Origin of the sequence: Prolixibacter sp. NT017, from assembly GCF_009617875.1 — a bacterium.
Classification (GTDB): domain Bacteria; phylum Bacteroidota; class Bacteroidia; order Bacteroidales; family Prolixibacteraceae; genus Prolixibacter.
The window spans coordinates 931,760-950,132 of record NZ_BLAV01000001.1; the positions used below are offsets into that span (position 1 = coordinate 931,760).

Consider the following 18,373-nt stretch of genomic DNA (forward strand, 5'->3'; position numbering starts at 1 on the left):
TAACATTATTATGAAAGCTATCTGGAACGGCAAAGTAATTGCCGAAAGTAACGACATTGTCAACGTCGAAGGGAATGCATATTTCCCGGTTGACTCAGTAAATAAAGAGTTTTTAAAAGACAGCGAAACACACACCGTTTGCCACTGGAAAGGAACCGCTTCGTATTACGATTTGGTGGTGGATGGAAAAACCAATCCCGATGCAGTTTGGTATTATCCAACTCCTTCAGGTCTTGCAAAAAGTATAACCAACCGGGTTGCCTTTTGGAAAGGTGTTGAAATAGTGGAGAAGTAAACTTTCCGCGCAAATCAGCGAAATCAGCGGGAGAAACAAAGAAAACGATAGCCCGCAGATGGCGCAGATAAACGCTGATAAAGAAAATTAAAAAAAGAGTTCAGCGAAAATCAGCGGGAGAAACAAACTAAGTTTAACAACTTTAATAGAAGTCATTTTTTATGGTTATTGAAAAAACAACAGCAGAAGTATTGCGATTGTTAAATACAAATGAATTAAAAATTGTAGATGCCCGCCCAGTGGAAGCATACAACGGCTGGCAGTTGAAAAACGAAAAGCGTGGCGGCCACATTGCCGGAGCAAAAAGTCTTCCGGCTAAATGGTTAAAATACATTGATTGGATAGAAATTGTCCGCCGCAAAGAAATACTTCCGGAACACGAAATCATTGTTTACGGGTATTCGTCGGAAGAAACCCAAAAAGTAGCTGAGCGGTTTGAAAAATCAGGTTATCAAAACGTATCGGTTTATAATCAATTTGTAAATGAATGGGCTACCAACCCTGGTTTCCCAATGGAAAAACTGGAACGTAACAGGCATCTGGTTTCTGCCAATTGGTTAAATGAATTGATTTCAGGAGGAAAACCGGCAGAATATGACAATGATAACTATGTGGTTATTCATTCGCATTACCGCAACCGTGACGCGTATTTAAGCGGACATATTCCTGGTGCAATTGATATGGACACACTTGCACTTGAAGCCCCGGAAACCTGGAACCGGCGTTCGCCTGAAGAACTTAAAAAAGCATTGGAAGAACACGGAATTACTGCCGACACAACGGTTGTTTTATACGGAAAATATATGGACCCTGATAATGATGACGATTTTCCGGGAAGCGCTGCCGGTGATATTGGTGCCATTCGCAATGCATTTATTATGTTGTATGCAGGCGTTAAAGATGTTCGGGTATTGAATGGTGGGTTCCAGTCGTGGCACGATGCCGGTTTTGAAACGGTAACTACTGATGAACCTAAAAAACCGGTGGCTGATTTTGGCGTAAAAATACCCGCAAAACCTCAGCTTGCTGTAGATACGCCCGAAGCAAAACAAATGCTGGCTTCATCGCATGCAGAGTTGGTTTGCGTGCGTAGCTGGCCCGAATACATTGGTGAAGTTAGCGGGTACAATTATATCGAGGCCAAAGGCCGGATTCCCGGTGCCGTGTTTGCGGATTGTGGCAGCGATGCCTACCACATGGAAAACTACCGCAACGTGGACCACACAACGCGCGAGTTTCACGAAATTGACGAAATATGGCAAAAAAATGGAATTACACCTGATAAGCATCTGGCTTTTTACTGCGGAACTGGTTGGCGGGGTTCCGAAGCCTGGTTTAATGCCTGGCTGATGGGCTGGCCCAACGTTTCAGTTTACGATGGTGGATGGTTTGAATGGAGCAACGACCCGGAAAATCCTTTTGAAACAGGAGTGCCGGAGAAAAACCTCACGCCAAGCCGCTAAGTCGCCAAGAATAAAGAAATTTAAAAAAAAACTTTGCGTCTCTGCGCCTTTGCGAGACAAAATAATTAAATCATGGAACAACAGACGCTTATAACTGATATTGCAGCAGATACTTTAAAAGGGCTTTCCTCAAACCCAAAATACCTGTTGTCGAAATATTTTTATGACGATGCAGGCAGCGCTATTTTTCAAGACATTATGAATATGCCTGAATATTACCTCACCGATTGCGAACACGAGATATTTTTAAGTCAAAAAGAGGAAATTACACTTGCTATTTGCCCAGGCAACAAACTGTTTAACCTTGTGGAATTGGGTTCCGGCGACGGATTGAAAACCAAAATCCTGCTAAAGCACATGGTCGAAAAGGGTGTCAATTTTCAATATACACCCGTTGACATTAGCGCCAAAGCAAACAACGAGCTGGTTGAAAGCCTGAAAACCGAATTGCCCGCTTTACTGGTGGAAGCAAAAACAGGAGATTATTTCCGTAAACTGAAAAACCTGAACGGTCATGCTTCCATCCCAAAAATCATTCTTTTCCTTGGGTCGAACATTGGGAATTTTTCAGATAAAGAAACAGATGCGTTTCTAAATCAGCTTTCGGCATATACAAATTCCGGAGACAAGGTGCTGATAGGTTTCGACCTGAAAAAATCGCCAAAAATAATCATGGATGCATACAACGACCCGCATGGGCACACACGGCGGTTTAACCTAAACCACCTGGTTCGCCTGAACCGGGAACTGGATTCAGATTTTGATATCACACAATTTGAACAGCACACCATTTACGACCCAAAAACCGGTGATGTAAAAAGTTACCTGGTTTCGAAAACGGAACAAAAAGTGCATGTCGGAGCCATTGAACAGGATTTCTATTTCAGGCAATGGGAAACCATTTTTATGGAGCGTTCCCGGAAATTCGACCTGTCAGCCATTGAAAAGCTGGCAGAAGAAAGCGGATTTAAAGTTGTACAGAATTTCACCGACAAGCGCAATTATTTTGTGGATTCGTTGTGGATTAAGGATTAATATTAACCTGGAAAATGAATCTGGCAGAGCAATAAAAAAAGAATGTCCATTTTATCCGAAATAATAAAAACAGTTCAGGAAAGGCACGAATACTTGTATGAGTTGCTTATTCAGCATATTCTGTTAAGCCTTGCCGCTATTGTTATTATTACCGGAATTGGGCTTGCAACCGGGATTGGAATTTTGTATAAACCAAAATTCAGGAGCCCCATATTAGGAACTGTCAATTTTTTATATACCATCCCATCCATAGCCATGTTCGGGCTTTTTATACCACTTATTGGTATTGGGTATGGCAACGCGCTGGTCGTACTCATAATTTATGGCTTGTTGCCGGTTATCCGAAATACTTACACCGGATTGAACGAGGTTGACCCTCTTTTGCTCGATGCTGCAAAAGGAATGGGAGCCACACCCTGGCAGATTTTTTCACGCATCCGATGGCCGCTGGCTTTCCCAACCATTTTGAGTGGGTTTCGTACCATGGTGGTTATGACAATCGCCCTCGCCGGACTGGCCTCATTTATTGGCGCCGGAGGTTTGGGCCAGGCCATTTACCGGGGCATCAATACCAATAATTCTTCGCTCATTCTGGTAGGCTCAATCGCCGTTGCTTTGCTGGCGCTGGCTGCCGATTTAGGAATCGGGGCAATCGAAAAATCACTGAAAACAAAAGCGAAAAAACAGAATAAAAAAAGTCGTTTTCTGAAATATTTCGGATTGGGAATTTTTGCGTTATTGTTCATTTTCATGCTCCTGTCAAAACCAGGTAACTCCTCCGGCAAAAAAATTGTTGTTGCCACAAAACCCACTGCCGAGCAATATATTTTAGGCGAAATCATTTCGCAACTTATTGAAAACAAAACGGATATTCAGGTCGTCCGCAAATTTGGCATAGGCGGTGGAACTTCCAATATTCATCCGGCCATGTTGAAAGGAGAAATAGATATTTATCCCGAATACACCGGAACTGCATGGTTATTTGTTCTGAAAAAACCACAAATCAATCATCCTGACAGTTTGTTCTCGGCTTTAAAAGCGGAATATGCGAAACAATTCAATTTTGACTGGGTTTGTCGCTTGGGTTTTAACAATACGTTTACCCTGGCGCTTCCGGAAGCCGTGGCACAAAATAAAAATATCAATACTTTTTCTGAACTGGCGCACCAAAGCAATAGTTTCATTTTTGGCGCTGAATTCGATTTTTTCGAACGCGAAGACGGATTTATCGGATTGAATAAAATTTATCCATTCAACTTTAAAAATAAAGTAGAACTTGATGTGAACCTGAAATTTCAGGCACTTGAGAACCACACGGTGGATGTAATTAATGCTTTTTCAACGGATTCACGTATCCGGCAAATGAAACTAAGAGTATTGAAAGATGACAAGCTATTTTTTCCTGCCTATCAGGCTGGTATTGTGATTAGAAACGAAACGCAACAAAAATATCCGGAATTGAACGGACTTTTCTCACGTTTGGAAGGGCTGATTAATGATACAGCCATGCTTCAAATGAATTATGAAGTTGAAATTGAGAAAAAATCGCCCGGTGAGGTTGCACTAACCTTTTTAAAAGCAAACGGGTTAATAAATTAGTGAATGGCGGAAATAATCATTGACATACAAAATGTAACGAAATCATACAATGCTGGGGCACCTGTCTTGCGTGATGTTTCACTGGCGATACCCAAAGGTTCATTTGTTACCATAATCGGGCCCAGCGGTTGCGGTAAAACCACGCTCCTCAGGTTAATAAATGGAATGGCAGATGCGGATTCAGGTCAAATAAGGGTTCTGGGAAAGAATTTAGCTGACTGGGACAAAATTCAGCTCAGGCGCAATATTGGTTATGCCATTCAACAGGGAGGGCTTTTCCCGCATTTAACGATTAAGCAAAATATTGGATTTGTTCTTTCAATCTCAGGTGATGACGCTGTAAGCATTGATAAACGGGTAAATTCGTTGGCTGAAATAATGAGTTTTGACGACAGGCAACTGTCGTCTTATCCGGCAGAACTAAGTGGCGGACAACAGCAGAGAGCCGGCGTTGCCCGTGCGCTGGCCGCCAATCCCGAAATTATCCTGATGGACGAACCTTTTGGCGCCCTCGACAACATTACCCAGAGAACCCTGCAAAACGAACTCAAAGAAATGCACAAAAAACTGGGAATTACCTTTGTAATGGTCACACACGACTTAAAAGAGGCATTCACTTTGGGCGATTTTGTAACAATAATGAACGAAGGAAGGATTGTGCAGTTTAATTCGCCGGAAATCATAAGGGAAAAACCGGTTAACGATTGGGTTAAAGAATTTGCAATAGAATAATAATTCCTTATACAGACTTTGTTAAGCATATCAGTTTTAAAATCATAGTATGGATATGTTTTCGACCTTTATTTGTCAGGAAAAGAAATGATTAACGACGGTTATTTCGTATCTTGAATTTTTTGTAATAAACAACCTTTTATCATTAACATTTAAAACAACTTTTATGAAGACAAAAATTACACAAGCGGTTATCGGTGGAGTTATCGGAACTGCAGCTATGAGTCTGATTATGTTTGTAGCTCCCATGATGGGTATGCCTAAAATGAACCCAGCAGAAATGCTTTCGGGAATGATGGGTGTCCCAGTTTCTATTGGATGGGTTATGCATTTCATGATTGGAATTATTTTTACCCTGATGTATGTCTTTTTGCTGTTGCCAATCCTTAAGAAAGTCAAAGGAAAAGTTCTCAAGGGAATTATTTTTGGTATCGCAGCATTTGTCTTCGCACAAATAGCGATGGCAGTTATGGGCGCCATGTTTGGAGAAATTCCGGCACCTGAAGGCAATATGGCTTTGATTGCCATTGGCAGCATAGTCGGACATCTGGTCTTTGGTGTGGTAGCAGCCTTGTTTGTAGCTGAAAAATAAAAAGTTAAGGGGAAAAATAAAGTATTTATTTTATGGAAGTTAAAAACAAATGGCAGCAATTAACGGCTGACTTTATCCACGAAATTGAAAACAACTTGCGGCAGCAGCACCTTGCTGCCCAATTTGTTGCGCTGGCAGGCAGGTATCTTATTCCCAAAAAGCCCGATGGAAGCAACATTAACATGCAGTATCTTCCGGAAAAGGAAATACTTTTGGGTAATCAGCACCCCGATGGATGGTCGGTAGCAGTAAAACTAAGAAACCTTACGATACAAATTCTCGATAAAAACCAGCATGCTCAGGCTGAAATCCCGCTGGATGGGAAATCATTTGGCGATGCATTTCAGGAGTTTAAAACCAAACTTCAAAATTCCGGGATTGATATTTCTGGCCTAAAAACAGAGCAACCTTACCAATTGTCAACCGATGCTTTAAAAGAAGGTAAATATTTTGCAATTGGAAGTGATGATGCAATATCCGAAAACATTCGCTACCGGAATAATGCACGATTGATAATCAATGAACTTGCCGCCGGATTCACAGATGTTGAACCGGTACGTATCTGGCCGCATCATTTCGACACCGGAACATTTGCCACACTTGCCCGGAATGCAAAAGGTTCTGCATCAAAAACCATCGGGATGGGCTGGGCAATTCCCGACAGTATGGTTTCTGAACCATACTTCTATATCAGTTTCTGGTCGGAAAATCCGGTTGAAATCGCAAATAATCCTTCGAATCTACCTGCCGGGAAATGGATGATGCCAGGCTGGAACGGGTCAGTTCTCGCTACTTCAGAAATTATACAAAAAGAATCAGCCGAAGGGCAGTACCGTTTGGTGAAAGATTTTTTTAGAACGGGTATAGATACTTTGATTAAAAAATTGAAATAATACATCCAAATGTCTCCCGCTGATGGTGCAGATGAACGCAGAATAAAATGAACTCAAAAAATAATAATCAGCGCAAATCCGCGAAATCTGCGGGCGAAAAACATATAACATGAAAAAACCAGTAATACTCATTCCTTTTTCTGAATTGAAAGACCGTCAACCAGTCCATTTCGTAGTAAAAGAACTCGACCTGGTTATAGTACGTTACGATGAAAAAGTTTCGGTATTATATGGCCGTTGCCTGCACCGGGGCGCTTTGATGGCTGATGGACATGTAGAAGGTAATAACCTGATTTGCGGGCTGCATGGCTGGGATTACCGCCTTGATACCGGGGTTTCGGAATACAACAACAAAGAAGTTCTTCATAAATTCAACTCGAAAATTGAAGAGGATTTTGTTTGGATAGATGAAACTGAAATTGAATCTTTTCTGGAAAAATACCCACAACCTTTTAACCGCGAAAAATACCAGGGAATTTATGCCGATACCCACCCCGAAAGTACCGAACCTTATACCGGTTATATAAAAGAACTGGCAAAAAACGGGTTGAAAAACATTGGCCATCATGGTTTTTCAGCCTCAATGGGTGTTGACAGAAATACGCTGCCCAAATGGGAAGATATTCAGTTTTTACCGGCGCAATTGGCCCGCCGCCCTTTAACCGACGAAGTTCCGGTAAATACAAAAGTAACCATTGGTAAAAATGCAAAAAAACCTTTGGTGCTTAATATTCCACTATTTATTTCCGACATGAGTTTTGGTGCCCTTTCAAGGGAGGCTAAAATCGCCTTGTCGAAGGGAGCTGAAATGGCCGGAACAGGAATTTGCAGTGGCGAAGGGGGAATGTTACCCGAAGAACAGGAAAACAACTCCCGCTATTTTTATGAACTTGCATCCGGTAAATTCGGGTTTAGCTGGGATAAAGTTAAAAAAGCACAGGCATTCCATTTTAAAGGTGGACAAGGCGCAAAAACCGGGACTGGCGGACACCTGCCGGGAAATAAAGTGACTCGTGAAATTGCTGAAGTCAGGGGCTTGAAAGAAGGCGAACCGGCTATTAGTCCTGCTGCTTTTCCTGATTTATTCACGGCAAAGGATTTTGCTGATTTTGCCAACGAAGTCAGGAAACAAACCGGGGGCATTCCGGTAGGTTTTAAAATCGCGGCAAGCCACATTGAACAAGATATTGATTTTGCCCTCGAAGCCGGAGCCGAATATATTATTCTCGATGGTCGTGGGGGAGGAACCGGGGCAGCTCCAAAAATACTACGTGATAATATTAATGTCCCAACAATCCCTGCTTTAGCCAGGGCCAGAAAGCACCTCGATAAAGTGGATGCAAAAAATATTACGCTTATTATTACAGGCGGATTGCGTACCGCTGAAGATTTTGCCAAAGCCCTGATGTTGGGTGCTGATGCAGTGGCCATTTCCAATTCTGCATTACAGGCGATTGGCTGTTTGGGAATGCGGGCCTGCCATACCAACAATTGCCCTGTTGGAGTAGCAACCCAAAAAGAAAACCTTAGGCAACGAATAATTATTGAAAATTCTGCAAAGCAATTAAGTAGTTTTCTGATATCAGTGACAGAACTGATGAAAGTAGTTTCCCGGGCTTGTGGATACGATGATTTCAATAAATTTAACCGCGAAGATTTGGTCACCTTTAACCACGACATGCACCATTTAACAGGAATTGAATATGCAGGAATATTATTGTAGGTTTAAAACAATAAATGTTTCCCGCAGATGGCGCAGATAAACGCAGAAATAATAAGTACACCAAAAATAAAAATCAGCGTAAATCAGCGTAATCAGCGGGAGAAAAAAAAACAAGATTATGATTGAAAAACTCATTAAATTCTTTAAACAACCTGCGCAAGAAACCAAAGGAAAAACACCAGAAGGACTTTGCCCCAATTGCTGGGGACATCAGGAATTCGACAACCAAATCCGTGAATTGTACGTTGACAAACAAATTGATGTAAATAATCATCAGGCGAACTACGCTTTTATTCAGGATTTTATGGTTTCAAACCTTACCGGGATTAAACTGATAAAAGGGAATAGCGGAATGGAATGTCCGACATGCAGAACAATTATAAATGACCAATAAATTTCAGGAATGAGTAAAACAATTATTTGGCACAAAGTTCTCGAAAGTAAAAACGAGCTGGCTGATAACCGTGTAATGACGGTAAATGCCGGGCACAAACAAATTGCCTTGTCGCATTTCGATGGAAAAATTTGTGCACTCGACAATCGTTGTCCGCACCAGGGAGGACCGCTTGGTGAAGGCAGTATTGAAAACGGTATTCTGCGCTGTCCCTGGCATGGGTGGGATTATCATCCCTGCACGGGCAAAGTTCCGGGCTACGACGATGGTGTTGAAGCCTATATGGTGGAAGAACGGGCAGATGGAATTTATGTGGGAGTGCCTGAAGAAAAACCTCACGAAACAACGGTTTCGGACATTATGGCTGAAACAATGGTAAACTGGGGTGTTGACACTGTTTTTGGAATGGTAGGGCACTCCAACCTTGGATTGGCAGATGCCCTGCGAAGACAGGAAGAAAAGGGCGGACTGAAATTTATCGGTATCCGGCACGAAGGAGCAGGCGCTTTTGCGGCCAGCGCATATGGCAAACTGACCGGAAAGCCGCCAGCTTGTTTTTCCATTGCAGGGCCGGGCGCAACCAACATGTTCACCGGCTTGTGGGACGCCAAAGTTGACCGTGCCCCAATACTCGCCCTTACCGGACAAGTGGCAACACAGGTTGTGGGAACAGGAAATTTTCAGGAAGTGGATTTGGTGCGGGCTTTTCAAACCGTGGCCGAATTTAACCACCGGGTTCAGAATAACAGCAAACACGCTGAATTAATGACCCTTGCTCTTAAACATGCCATTCTGAAAAGAGATGTTTCGCACCTTACTTTTCCGGATGAAGTACAGGAAATACCGGCAGGCGCTGAGAAAGCTCAAACCCCTGAGGGCCGCATCAGTTCGCTAAAAATAACACCTCCGGAAGAAAGTATCAAAAAGGCAATCACCCTGATTGAAAATGCAAAACGTCCGGTCATTATTGTAGGGCACGGCGCACGTTTCGATATGGACGCGATTATCAGTTTTGCTGAAAAGCTCAACTCTCCGGTATTGACTACGTTTAAAGGGAAAGGGTTAATTCCCGATAACCATCCGCTGGCCGCCGGAGTGCTGGGAAGAAGCGGTACGCCCGTGGCTTCATGGATGATGAATGAAAGCGATTTGCTCATCGTTTTGGGCGCTTCGTTCAGTAACCACACCGGCATAACACCTAAAAAGCCAACCATTCAGGTTGATTTTGACCCGATGGCTTTGAGTAAATTTCATAAAATAGACGCACCGGTTTGGGGCGAAATTTCGGTAACCGTTTCCTTAATGAAGGAAAGGCTCGAAAGTAATTTGAGTAAAGTTGACCAACGACCCGAACTTACCAAACGCTGGAAAATCTGGCGCGAAGAAAAACAAAAACGTTTACTCGAAGACCGTGGAAAAGGAATAAGTTCCATTGCTGTTTTCGATAAATTATCAAAGCTTATCGACACCGATGCAGTGGTTTGTGTTGATGTTGGTAACAATGCCTATTCTCTCGGCAGATATTTTGAAAGCAGGAATCAAAGCTTTTTAATGTCCGGTTACCTTGGCTCAATCGGTTTTGCCTTTCCCGCCACATTAGGGGCATGGGCAGCCACACGGGGCAAGCGGCAGATTGTTGCAGTGGCCGGCGATGGCGGGTTTGCGCAGTACATGGCCGAACTCACCACTTCGGTAAAATATGGAATGGATATCAAGCTCATTTTACTGAATAATAACGAACTTGGGAAAATCTCCAAAGAACAACGCGCCGGGCATTTTGATGTGTTTGCAACCGGACTGCACAATCCCAATTTTTCTGAATTCGCGAATAGTTGCGGGGCTTTGGGAATCCGTGTGACGCAAAAAGAAGAGTTGGAAAAGACCATGAAAAATGTGCTACACCACGATGGAACTGCATTATTGGAAATTATAACAGACGTCGCATTGGTCTAAAACAAAGAATTATTTCCCGAAGATGGCGCAGATGAACGCAGAAAAAAAATCTGCGACAATTAGCGAAATCTGCGGGAGATAGAAACAAACAACTTTGCGACTTAGCGGCTTTGCGAGAGAATAAGGTTCACGCGAAGGCACAAAGACGCGAAGGAAAAATTAAAATGTCACAACTATGAAAATGAAAACATTCACTTTGTTCCTAATTTCAATCCCGTTTTTTATGAGTGCACAAAACAACCCTCGAAACATCGAGCTCAACTGGAAAACCGATACCACAAAACATTCTGCGCCGCTTAATGAATTTACTGCGTTGATGAAACCCGATGGTATTCCGCCCATTGATTCCCCAAAATTTTGGGAAAAAGAAAGAGCACAGGAAACCTATTTTGAACATGAGCCGGTAATTGCTGTCGAAATAAACGGCCAAGCAAAAGCCTACCCGCTCAGCGTGTTGATGTACCACGAGATTGTTAATGATGAATTGTACGGGGTTTCGTTTTCAGCTACGTATTGTCCGCTGTGTAACGCGGCCCTGGTTTTCGACCGGCGGCTTGAATTCGAAGGGAAAAAATACCTTCTCGATTTTGGCGTTTCAGGGATGTTGCGCAACAGCGACCTGGTAATGTGGGACCGCCAAACCGAAAGCTGGTGGCAGCAGTTTTTGGGCGAAGCGCTGGTGGGCGAATTAACCGGCGCTCAACTGGAAATTATTCCATCAATGCTCATTTCGATTGCCGAGTTTTTTGAAAGCTACCCCAACGGACTTGTACTTTCAACTGAAACAGGAATTTCCCGGAAATACGGAACCAATCCATACATCAGCTACGATAACCTTGAAAACAAACAACCCCGCTTGTTTAATGGAGAGGTTGACGACAGGCTTCCGGCAATGGAACGGGTAATCGATATTGAAGTTGATGGAAAATACAAAATTTACCCTCTTTCAGAAATCAGCAAAAAAGGAGCAATAAACGACAATTTTGAGGGGCAGGCGGTGGTATTTTTTCATACCGAAAAAACAGTATCGGTACTCGATGAAAACAATATTGCCCAATCGAAACAAATTGGTTCTGTTACCGTTTTTGACCCGCGTTTGGATGATAAACTGCTCACCTTCAATAAAACAAAAAAGGGCTTTGTTGATAAGGAAACCAACTCGGTTTGGAGCATTACAGGAAAATGTATTGCAGGGAAATTGAAGGGAAAGGAACTTCGTCCGTTGCCACATGGCAATCACTTTGCATTTGCGTGGTTTGCTTTTCACCCTGAAACGGAGATTTATAAGTAAAATAGATTCCAGCAGATAATTAGCTATTTTTGCCTAACCAAGAGTTAAGAATTCAGGCAAATGAAATACATTTTTTTTATTGCGGCCTTTAATGCCTTGTTTTATACGGTATTGCTCGTTCAGAAAAAAAATAAGGCGCTTCACGACAAAATTTTGATTTACTGGTTGTTGTATTTGGGATTTTATACTGGTACCTACGGTTTGTCGGCGTCCTGGTTGTTTACCGGTTATCCGCTTTTATCGGCTGCATTTATCTCTTTGTTATTATTGCACGGGCCATTCCTGTACGGGTATATCCGGGCACTGGTAACTGAATCGTACAGGATTAAACCTGCTGATTTTTTACACCTGACGCCTTTTGTATTATTCAACTTATTCCTGATTGTCGTTTCTTTTTTCCCCAGCTGGGCCGGGAAAATCCGACTGGACCACCCTGTGGGGGAACATGGTTCGTCAGCAGTATTTAACTTTTTTCTGATATTAACCGCACTGTCCGGGCCGGTTTACTTTTTGCTTTCCCTTGCACTTTTCAAAAAACTGGATATCAAAATTTTTGACAATTTTTCCTCAGCAGAAAACATTAACCTCCAATGGTTGCGAAATCTGGTTTATGCATTTGGGGCAGTATGGACCCTGTTAATGGCTGCAGCAGCTATCCATCATGTTTTTCATCTTTTTTCCTGGAATTTTTGCACCAACAGTTTATCGTTGGCCTTGTCGGTATTTATTATCCTGGTTGGTTATTTTGGCTTAAAGCAGAATGAGATTTTTACGAACTCCGAAGAAAGACACTTTGTAACAAGCAGCAAACCAGATGATAAATATGCGGGTTCAACTCTAAAAGAGACCGATGCTGAAGAGTATGCCAATCGGCTCACACTTTACATGGCTGAAAAAAAACCTTTTTTAAACCCTGATTTGAACCTTCCGCAACTTGCTGCTGAACTGAATATTCCGCCGCATCATTTATCACAGGTGATTAATAAAAATATTGGCAGTAATTTTTTCGATTTTGTCAACCGATACCGGGTTGATGAAGTGAAGGCCAGGATTACCAATCCTGAATTCAGGAAATATTCCATCCTCGGAATTGCTTTTGAGTGCGGGTTCAATTCCAAATCAGCTTTTAACCGGGTTTTTAAAAAATTTACCGGGCTGACCCCCAGCGAATTCAGGCGTAAACGCTAAACGATTATTATTCAGCAACAAATTTGCATTTCCGATAAAGTCCCATTGTACAACATGGGACTTCAAAATCCTATTAAATGGGTACTACATTACAAAGTAGGTCGCACAACGATATATCTTCCTGTACTTTTGGGCTAAGAAATTTCAATTCGAAACAATTAAAAATTTTTATCATGAAAAGAAAAGAGTTTAAATTAAGAACGGAAAGTCTCAAAGGACTTCAATCCTGTAAAAGCAAATTGCAAACAATGCTCCCGATTGTATTTGGTTTATTTTTAATGTTATTTGCTGCACTTCCCGCTTCTGCCCATTGCGATTCGTATGATGGCCCGGTAATTAAAGATGCCCAAAAAGCACTCGAAACAAATAACGTCAATTTGGTGCTGAAATGGATTACTGATGAACAGGAAGAGGAAATCATGCCTTTGTTCAGCAAAACTTACAGTTTGAAAAATGGCGATAAGGAAATCTATGCCATTGTTGAAAAGCATTTTTTTGAAACCCTCGTCCGCCTGCACCGCGAAACCGAAGGCGCTCCTTACACCGGATTAAAACCGGCCGGAACCACCAAACCAATTATTCAAATGACCGATAAAGCCCTGGCCGAAAGTAATGTGGATGATTTTTTGGTAAAATTGAATAGCCATATCGATAAAGTGGTTCGTGAAAAATACGAAAAAGTAGCCGAACTCAACAAAGTAAAAAATAATTCAAAAGAACAAGGCAGGGCATTTGTGGAAGCTTATGTTGATTATACACATACGGTTGAAGCACTCCATGACATACTGGAGCATGGCGGCGGCCATGAAGGGCATAAGGAATAATTCAATCGAAAGGTTTTGCAGGAGTGTCAGGTTTAAAAAAACGGCTACTACTTTACTTATGCCTGGTTTACTTTTCACCCTGATTTGGAGATTTATATTAATTGAGTAAATTCAGGCAGTTAAACATTTTAATTATTCCCCGCAGTTACCGCAGATAAACGTAGAATACGATTCTGGGAAAATCAGTGAAATCAGCGTGAAAATAAATTAGTCTGGAATTATTAAATACAAAAGAATAATGGAAATTACACCATTTTCAACCCTTACCTGCCCCAATTGTGGCTACCAAAAAACAGAAGAAATGCCCACCGATGGCTGCCAGTTTTTTTATGAATGCGAAAACTGCAAAACCGTTTTTCGTCCAAAGGCCGGAGATTGTTGTGTTTACTGTTCTTATGGTTCTGCAAAATGCCCATCGAAACAGGAGGAAGATTTTTTGTCAGGAAAGAGTGGAGTCAGCGACAATTCGTAAAAAAGAAATATGGAACATACAATCAGTATTATTTATGGTTCGGTGCGCACCGACAGACAAGGTATAAAAGCAGTAAAGTACCTCGAACAAAAACTACAGGAAAGAAATATCAAAGTGAATTTCATCGACCCGCTGGAATATCAACTTCCGCTGCTCGACAAAATGTATAAAGAATTCAAACCTGGAACAGCGCCGGAATCCATGGAAAAAATCTCAAAAATGTTAAGTGAATCCGATGGATTTTTGATAGTTACCGGCGAATACAATCATAGTTTACCTCCAGCCTTAAAAAATATGCTCGACCATTTTCAACGGGAGTACTATTTTAAACCATCTGCAATTGCCTCCTATTCTGCAGGTTCATTTGGCGGAGTGAGGGCGGCTGTCCATCTCAGGGTAGTTGTTGGTGAATTGGGAATGCCAGCCATTTCTTCCATGTTACCATTTCCGGTAATCGGTGAATTGTTCGACGACCGCCTGAATCCTAAAAACGAAAGAATCGAATTGTCAACCAACCGTTTCATCGACGAATTACTCTGGTACGTACAAGCATTTACAAACCAACGGAATAAAGGTGTTCCTTATTGAAACCTTGTCAATTACAAATTCTGGGAAAAATAATTTCTTTGAAATATATAATGTATTTGGATATATCTAAGCAATTGCTTAGTTTTGTGTTTTAATATTTGAATATGCCAAGAAATAAATCATATAGCGATGATATTGTATTGGGACGTGCTATGCAGGTTTTCTGGAATTATGGATACGAAGCGACATCGGTTAGGATGTTGGAAAAGGAAATGAACATTAACCAGTTTTCAATTTATTCTTCTTTTCAGAACAAAAAAAACCTATTTGTTGAATCCATTCGAAATTATCGGGAATATGTAAAGAAACACCGGTTTCAGGTCTTATTACAAAAAGATGCAGGGTTGGCTGAACTGGAACAATTTTTACAAAATTCAGTTCAAAAAGTTAACCAGAATGATAGTTCGAGGGGCTGTCTTGTGGTAAACACAGCTGCTGAGATAGGTAATAAAGATGAAGATATTGCTATTGAAATTAACAGGTATTACGACTTTATCCGTGAAATGCTAAAAAATGTCCTACTGAATGCTGTTTCAAAGGGAGAAGTATCACCTAATACAGATGTAGAGAAGCAAGCCAGCTTTTTTCTAGGAGTAATGCAGGGTCTTTCAGTAGCTAAAAAAACAATGGATAAAAATCAGTTAGCCGATTTTATTGCGGTTGCAATAAAGCAAATCAAATAAATTTTTTATCATATTACTAAGCATGTGCTTAGAATTAATTTTTAAATAAATAATTAGAATGACAGAATTTAAATTACACACACTTGAAACAGCACCTGAAGGTTCAAAGGAAACCCTTTCGGGAGCTTTAAAACAAAACGGGTTTATCCCAAATTTGTATGCAATAATGGCTGAATCGCCCGAAGTATTAAAAGCCTACCGGCAAATGGCCGATTTGTTCGATGCCACCTCGTTAAGCCCGGTTGAAAAAAACATTGTTTGGCTAACGGTTAGTTATAACAACAGTTGCCATTATTGCATGGCCATTCATTCCATGGTTGGTAAAATGTATAAATTGCCTGAAGAAATGATTGAAGCCCTGCGCACCAACCTGCCATTGAAAGATTCGAAACTTGAAACATTCAGGCAATTTACTGCGCTTTTAGTGAAAAAAAGAGGTTGGGCGTCTGAAGAAGACATTGCTAAATTTTTGGCTGCCGGTTACACGCAAAAAAATGTACTGGAACTGGTGGTTGGCATTGGCCAAAAAACCATTAGCAACTACGTGAACCACATTACACATACTCCGCTTGATAAAGTTATTGAAGACTTTAAATGGAAAGCACCCGAAAGTGCTTGCGACTGCAAATAACAGTTTATGAAAAATCAATGAAAATTAATCCTTCACTTATTGATATTAATCAATGCATTGATTCACTACCTGATGAATATCGTGTTCCATTTATCATGTTTCTAAACGGTTCGAAATTCATTGAAATTGCACAAAAGTTAGACTTGCCAGTGGATACTATTAAAAGGAGTATCTTCTTATCGAGGGTAACTTTAACCACAATCAAAATAAATTCATTGCAATAATGAAGATTATTAACACATTAAAATAAATAAAATGAAAAATGTATCACTTATTTTTATTTTCCTTGGTTTTGCTGTTTTTGCAGCAAGCGCCCAAATCGCAGAAAAAGCCGAAGATATTTCACCATTGCTTATTGGGGAAACCATCTCTGAAGCAGAACTGAAAGCGCCTGATGCGACCAGTCACAAGATTTCAGCAATTATAGCTGAAAAACCAACTGTACTGTTGTTTTACCGTGGCGGCTGGTGCCCGTTTTGTAATGCCCATCTTTCAGAAATACAGGGAGTGCAAAGCGAAGTAGTTAAATTGGGCTATCAAATTGTGGCCATAAGCCCCGATTCGCCCAAAAACCTGCAGGCAACTGATGAGAAAGATAAATTGGATTACAGTTTGTATTCCGATGCCGACGGAAAATTTATCCAGTCGCTTGGAATAGCATTTAAAGCGCCTGAAAAATACTCCGGAATGTTGAATGAAAAATCGGATGGATTGAATGATGGCTTCCTTCCGGTTCCGTCTGTTTTTGTGGTTGATACTTCCGGGAAAATACAATTTGAATACATTAATCCTGATTACAAAGTTCGATTGAGCGCCGGCCTTTTAATGGCTGTATTGAGAGAACTGAAAAACGAACAATAATATTAACTACGAATGGCTACAACCCTTGCATTTGATGTTTACGGTACCTTGATTGATACGCATGGTATTTCAAATTTGGTTCATACTTTTGTAGGCGACAAGGCTATAAGTTTTATGGACTCCTGGCGGGCGAAGCAACTTGAATATACGTTTCGTCGGGGGCTGATGAAAAATTATGTTGATTTTTCGGAATGCAACAGAAATGCCCTTGATTTTACCTGTGAAGTATTGAAATGCAATCTTCAACCTGAAGAAAGGAACCGTTTAATGCGCGAATACAAGGTTTTACCAGCATTCACAGATGTTCGCGACAGCCTGGAAAAATTAAAATCGGTAAACTTGCGTTTATTTGCTTTTTCAAACGGAAGCGCTGCCGATGTAAACGGCTTACTTGGAAATGCAGGCATCCTTCATTTTTTCGAAGATGTTGTGAGTGTTGACGATGTTAAAACGTTCAAGCCAAATCCTGCTGTGTATGAACATTTTTTACTAAAATCAAAATCGTCCAAAACCATTTCATGGCTCATTTCAGGAAACCCTTTTGATGTAATCGGTGCAATTTCTTACGGAATGAATTCGGTATGGATACAACGAAGTCCGGATGCTGTTTTTGATACGTGGGGAATAAAACCCACTAAAACCATCAATGGATTACTAGATTTGGCTACAGTCTTTAACGAATAATTATTGAAATACTATTTACAAATCAAAAATCTTATACAAATGAAAACCAAAATTTTATTAGCCATTTTAACCACAATTTTGTTTTTTAATACAACAAAAGTTATGGGGCAACAAGAAAAATCCGAAAACACGTCTGATAAACTGGTAATAGTTTGGACAAGCGATGATCCTTACCTGGCTGAACGAATGGTTTTAATGTATGCACATGCTGCCAAAACTGCCGGTTGGTTCAAAGAAGTAACAATAGTAATTTGGGGGCCATCTGCAAAAATGGTTTCCGAAAATCTGAAAATTCAGGCAAAGCTAAAAGCCATGCAAAACGACGGGGTTGAAATTCAGGCCTGTATTGCCTGCGCAACAGCGTATGGAGTAGTCGATGAGCTCAAAAACCTCAATTTCGAGGTAAAAGGAATGGGCAAACCGCTGACCGATTACCTGAAAAGTGATGCCAAGGTTTTAACCTTTTAAAGAC

General features: G+C 41.1%; 21 protein-coding genes. All 21 read left to right on the plus strand.

Features of this window, described 5'->3' with window-relative positions; translation table 11 throughout:
* Positions 1-10 precede the first annotated feature (10 nt).
* The 21 genes from GJU87_RS03805 (at position 11) to GJU87_RS03905 (ending at position 18,369) form a co-directional block, all read left to right on the plus strand.
* Positions 11-295: a DUF427 domain-containing protein gene (locus tag GJU87_RS03805; protein WP_153638277.1), complete on the plus strand. Its 285-nt coding sequence runs from the start codon at positions 11-13 to the stop codon at positions 293-295.
* Between the two features lie 161 nt (positions 296-456).
* A complete protein-coding gene (locus tag GJU87_RS03810) occupies positions 457-1,758 on the plus strand; it encodes a rhodanese-like domain-containing protein (RefSeq protein ID WP_153638278.1) in 1,302 nt (433 codons plus the stop codon).
* Positions 1,759-1,830: 72 nt separating this feature from the next.
* Positions 1,831-2,793 carry an L-histidine N(alpha)-methyltransferase gene (locus GJU87_RS03815; protein WP_153638279.1) on the plus strand — a complete coding sequence of 321 codons (963 nt, stop codon included), beginning with the start codon at positions 1,831-1,833 and terminating at the stop codon, positions 2,791-2,793.
* Positions 2,794-2,835: 42 nt separating this feature from the next.
* A complete protein-coding gene (locus tag GJU87_RS03820; RefSeq protein WP_153638280.1) occupies positions 2,836-4,392 on the plus strand; it encodes an ABC transporter permease/substrate-binding protein in 1,557 nt (518 codons plus the stop codon).
* 3 nt (positions 4,393-4,395) lie between these two features.
* Complete coding sequence (locus GJU87_RS03825) at positions 4,396-5,124, plus strand: ABC transporter ATP-binding protein (RefSeq protein ID WP_153638281.1); 729 nt, start codon at positions 4,396-4,398, stop codon at positions 5,122-5,124.
* 166 nt (positions 5,125-5,290) lie between these two features.
* Positions 5,291-5,716: a DUF6789 family protein gene (locus GJU87_RS03830; RefSeq protein WP_153638282.1), complete on the plus strand. Its 426-nt coding sequence runs from the start codon at positions 5,291-5,293 to the stop codon at positions 5,714-5,716.
* Positions 5,717-5,748: 32 nt separating this feature from the next.
* The gene (locus GJU87_RS03835; RefSeq protein ID WP_153638283.1) at positions 5,749-6,609 is read left to right on the plus strand and encodes a hypothetical protein; all 861 of its coding nucleotides are present in this window, start codon (positions 5,749-5,751) and stop codon (positions 6,607-6,609) included.
* Positions 6,610-6,718: 109 nt separating this feature from the next.
* Entirely contained in the window at positions 6,719-8,332 is a 1,614-nt protein-coding gene (locus GJU87_RS03840; RefSeq protein ID WP_153638284.1) for a glutamate synthase-related protein, read from the plus strand.
* 118 nt (positions 8,333-8,450) lie between these two features.
* Complete coding sequence (locus GJU87_RS03845; RefSeq protein WP_153638285.1) at positions 8,451-8,726, plus strand: hypothetical protein; 276 nt, start codon at positions 8,451-8,453, stop codon at positions 8,724-8,726.
* 9 nt (positions 8,727-8,735) lie between these two features.
* Positions 8,736-10,679, plus strand: coding sequence for a thiamine pyrophosphate-binding protein (locus tag GJU87_RS03850; protein ID WP_153638286.1), 1,944 nt, complete (start codon positions 8,736-8,738; stop codon positions 10,677-10,679).
* Positions 10,680-10,902: 223 nt separating this feature from the next.
* Positions 10,903-11,970, plus strand: a complete 1,068-nt coding sequence (locus GJU87_RS03855; RefSeq protein ID WP_194831431.1) for a DUF3179 domain-containing protein — start codon at positions 10,903-10,905, stop codon at positions 11,968-11,970.
* A 60-nt stretch (positions 11,971-12,030) separates the two neighbouring features.
* The gene (locus GJU87_RS21670; protein ID WP_153638288.1) at positions 12,031-13,158 is read left to right on the plus strand and encodes an AraC family transcriptional regulator; all 1,128 of its coding nucleotides are present in this window, start codon (positions 12,031-12,033) and stop codon (positions 13,156-13,158) included.
* A 173-nt stretch (positions 13,159-13,331) separates the two neighbouring features.
* Entirely contained in the window at positions 13,332-13,982 is a 651-nt protein-coding gene (locus GJU87_RS03865; RefSeq protein WP_153638289.1) for a DUF6448 family protein, read from the plus strand.
* Between the two features lie 238 nt (positions 13,983-14,220).
* Positions 14,221-14,454 carry a GDCCVxC domain-containing (seleno)protein gene (locus tag GJU87_RS21675; protein ID WP_153638290.1) on the plus strand — a complete coding sequence of 78 codons (234 nt, stop codon included), beginning with the start codon at positions 14,221-14,223 and terminating at the stop codon, positions 14,452-14,454.
* 9 nt (positions 14,455-14,463) lie between these two features.
* Positions 14,464-15,042: an NADPH-dependent FMN reductase gene (locus tag GJU87_RS03875; RefSeq protein ID WP_153638291.1), complete on the plus strand. Its 579-nt coding sequence runs from the start codon at positions 14,464-14,466 to the stop codon at positions 15,040-15,042.
* Between the two features lie 104 nt (positions 15,043-15,146).
* A complete protein-coding gene (locus tag GJU87_RS03880) occupies positions 15,147-15,725 on the plus strand; it encodes a TetR/AcrR family transcriptional regulator (protein WP_153638292.1) in 579 nt (192 codons plus the stop codon).
* A 58-nt stretch (positions 15,726-15,783) separates the two neighbouring features.
* A complete protein-coding gene (locus tag GJU87_RS03885) occupies positions 15,784-16,356 on the plus strand; it encodes a carboxymuconolactone decarboxylase family protein (protein ID WP_153638293.1) in 573 nt (190 codons plus the stop codon).
* A 17-nt stretch (positions 16,357-16,373) separates the two neighbouring features.
* Complete coding sequence (locus tag GJU87_RS21765) at positions 16,374-16,580, plus strand: RNA polymerase sigma factor (RefSeq protein ID WP_194831432.1); 207 nt, start codon at positions 16,374-16,376, stop codon at positions 16,578-16,580.
* A gap of 31 nt (positions 16,581-16,611) precedes the next feature.
* Entirely contained in the window at positions 16,612-17,217 is a 606-nt protein-coding gene (locus GJU87_RS03895; protein ID WP_153638295.1) for a peroxiredoxin-like family protein, read from the plus strand.
* Between the two features lie 12 nt (positions 17,218-17,229).
* Complete coding sequence (locus GJU87_RS03900) at positions 17,230-17,901, plus strand: haloacid dehalogenase type II (RefSeq protein WP_153638296.1); 672 nt, start codon at positions 17,230-17,232, stop codon at positions 17,899-17,901.
* Between the two features lie 3 nt (positions 17,902-17,904).
* A complete protein-coding gene (locus tag GJU87_RS03905) occupies positions 17,905-18,369 on the plus strand; it encodes a DsrE family protein (RefSeq protein WP_228491853.1) in 465 nt (154 codons plus the stop codon).
* Positions 18,370-18,373: the final 4 nt, after the last annotated feature.

Coding starts and splice junctions, on each gene's coding strand:
- GJU87_RS03805 (WP_153638277.1), top strand. CDS start 11: ATGAAAGCTATCTGGAACGGCAAAGTAATTGCCGAAAGTAACGACATT.
- GJU87_RS03810 (WP_153638278.1), top strand. CDS start 457: ATGGTTATTGAAAAAACAACAGCAGAAGTATTGCGATTGTTAAATACA.
- GJU87_RS03815 (WP_153638279.1), top strand. CDS start 1,831: ATGGAACAACAGACGCTTATAACTGATATTGCAGCAGATACTTTAAAA.
- GJU87_RS03820 (WP_153638280.1), top strand. CDS start 2,836: ATGTCCATTTTATCCGAAATAATAAAAACAGTTCAGGAAAGGCACGAA.
- GJU87_RS03825 (WP_153638281.1), top strand. CDS start 4,396: ATGGCGGAAATAATCATTGACATACAAAATGTAACGAAATCATACAAT.
- GJU87_RS03830 (WP_153638282.1), top strand. CDS start 5,291: ATGAAGACAAAAATTACACAAGCGGTTATCGGTGGAGTTATCGGAACT.
- GJU87_RS03835 (WP_153638283.1), top strand. CDS start 5,749: ATGGAAGTTAAAAACAAATGGCAGCAATTAACGGCTGACTTTATCCAC.
- GJU87_RS03840 (WP_153638284.1), top strand. CDS start 6,719: ATGAAAAAACCAGTAATACTCATTCCTTTTTCTGAATTGAAAGACCGT.
- GJU87_RS03845 (WP_153638285.1), top strand. CDS start 8,451: ATGATTGAAAAACTCATTAAATTCTTTAAACAACCTGCGCAAGAAACC.
- GJU87_RS03850 (WP_153638286.1), top strand. CDS start 8,736: ATGAGTAAAACAATTATTTGGCACAAAGTTCTCGAAAGTAAAAACGAG.
- GJU87_RS03855 (WP_194831431.1), top strand. CDS start 10,903: ATGAGTGCACAAAACAACCCTCGAAACATCGAGCTCAACTGGAAAACC.
- GJU87_RS21670 (WP_153638288.1), top strand. CDS start 12,031: ATGAAATACATTTTTTTTATTGCGGCCTTTAATGCCTTGTTTTATACG.
- GJU87_RS03865 (WP_153638289.1), top strand. CDS start 13,332: ATGAAAAGAAAAGAGTTTAAATTAAGAACGGAAAGTCTCAAAGGACTT.
- GJU87_RS21675 (WP_153638290.1), top strand. CDS start 14,221: ATGGAAATTACACCATTTTCAACCCTTACCTGCCCCAATTGTGGCTAC.
- GJU87_RS03875 (WP_153638291.1), top strand. CDS start 14,464: ATGGAACATACAATCAGTATTATTTATGGTTCGGTGCGCACCGACAGA.
- GJU87_RS03880 (WP_153638292.1), top strand. CDS start 15,147: ATGCCAAGAAATAAATCATATAGCGATGATATTGTATTGGGACGTGCT.
- GJU87_RS03885 (WP_153638293.1), top strand. CDS start 15,784: ATGACAGAATTTAAATTACACACACTTGAAACAGCACCTGAAGGTTCA.
- GJU87_RS21765 (WP_194831432.1), top strand. CDS start 16,374: ATGAAAATTAATCCTTCACTTATTGATATTAATCAATGCATTGATTCA.
- GJU87_RS03895 (WP_153638295.1), top strand. CDS start 16,612: ATGAAAAATGTATCACTTATTTTTATTTTCCTTGGTTTTGCTGTTTTT.
- GJU87_RS03900 (WP_153638296.1), top strand. CDS start 17,230: ATGGCTACAACCCTTGCATTTGATGTTTACGGTACCTTGATTGATACG.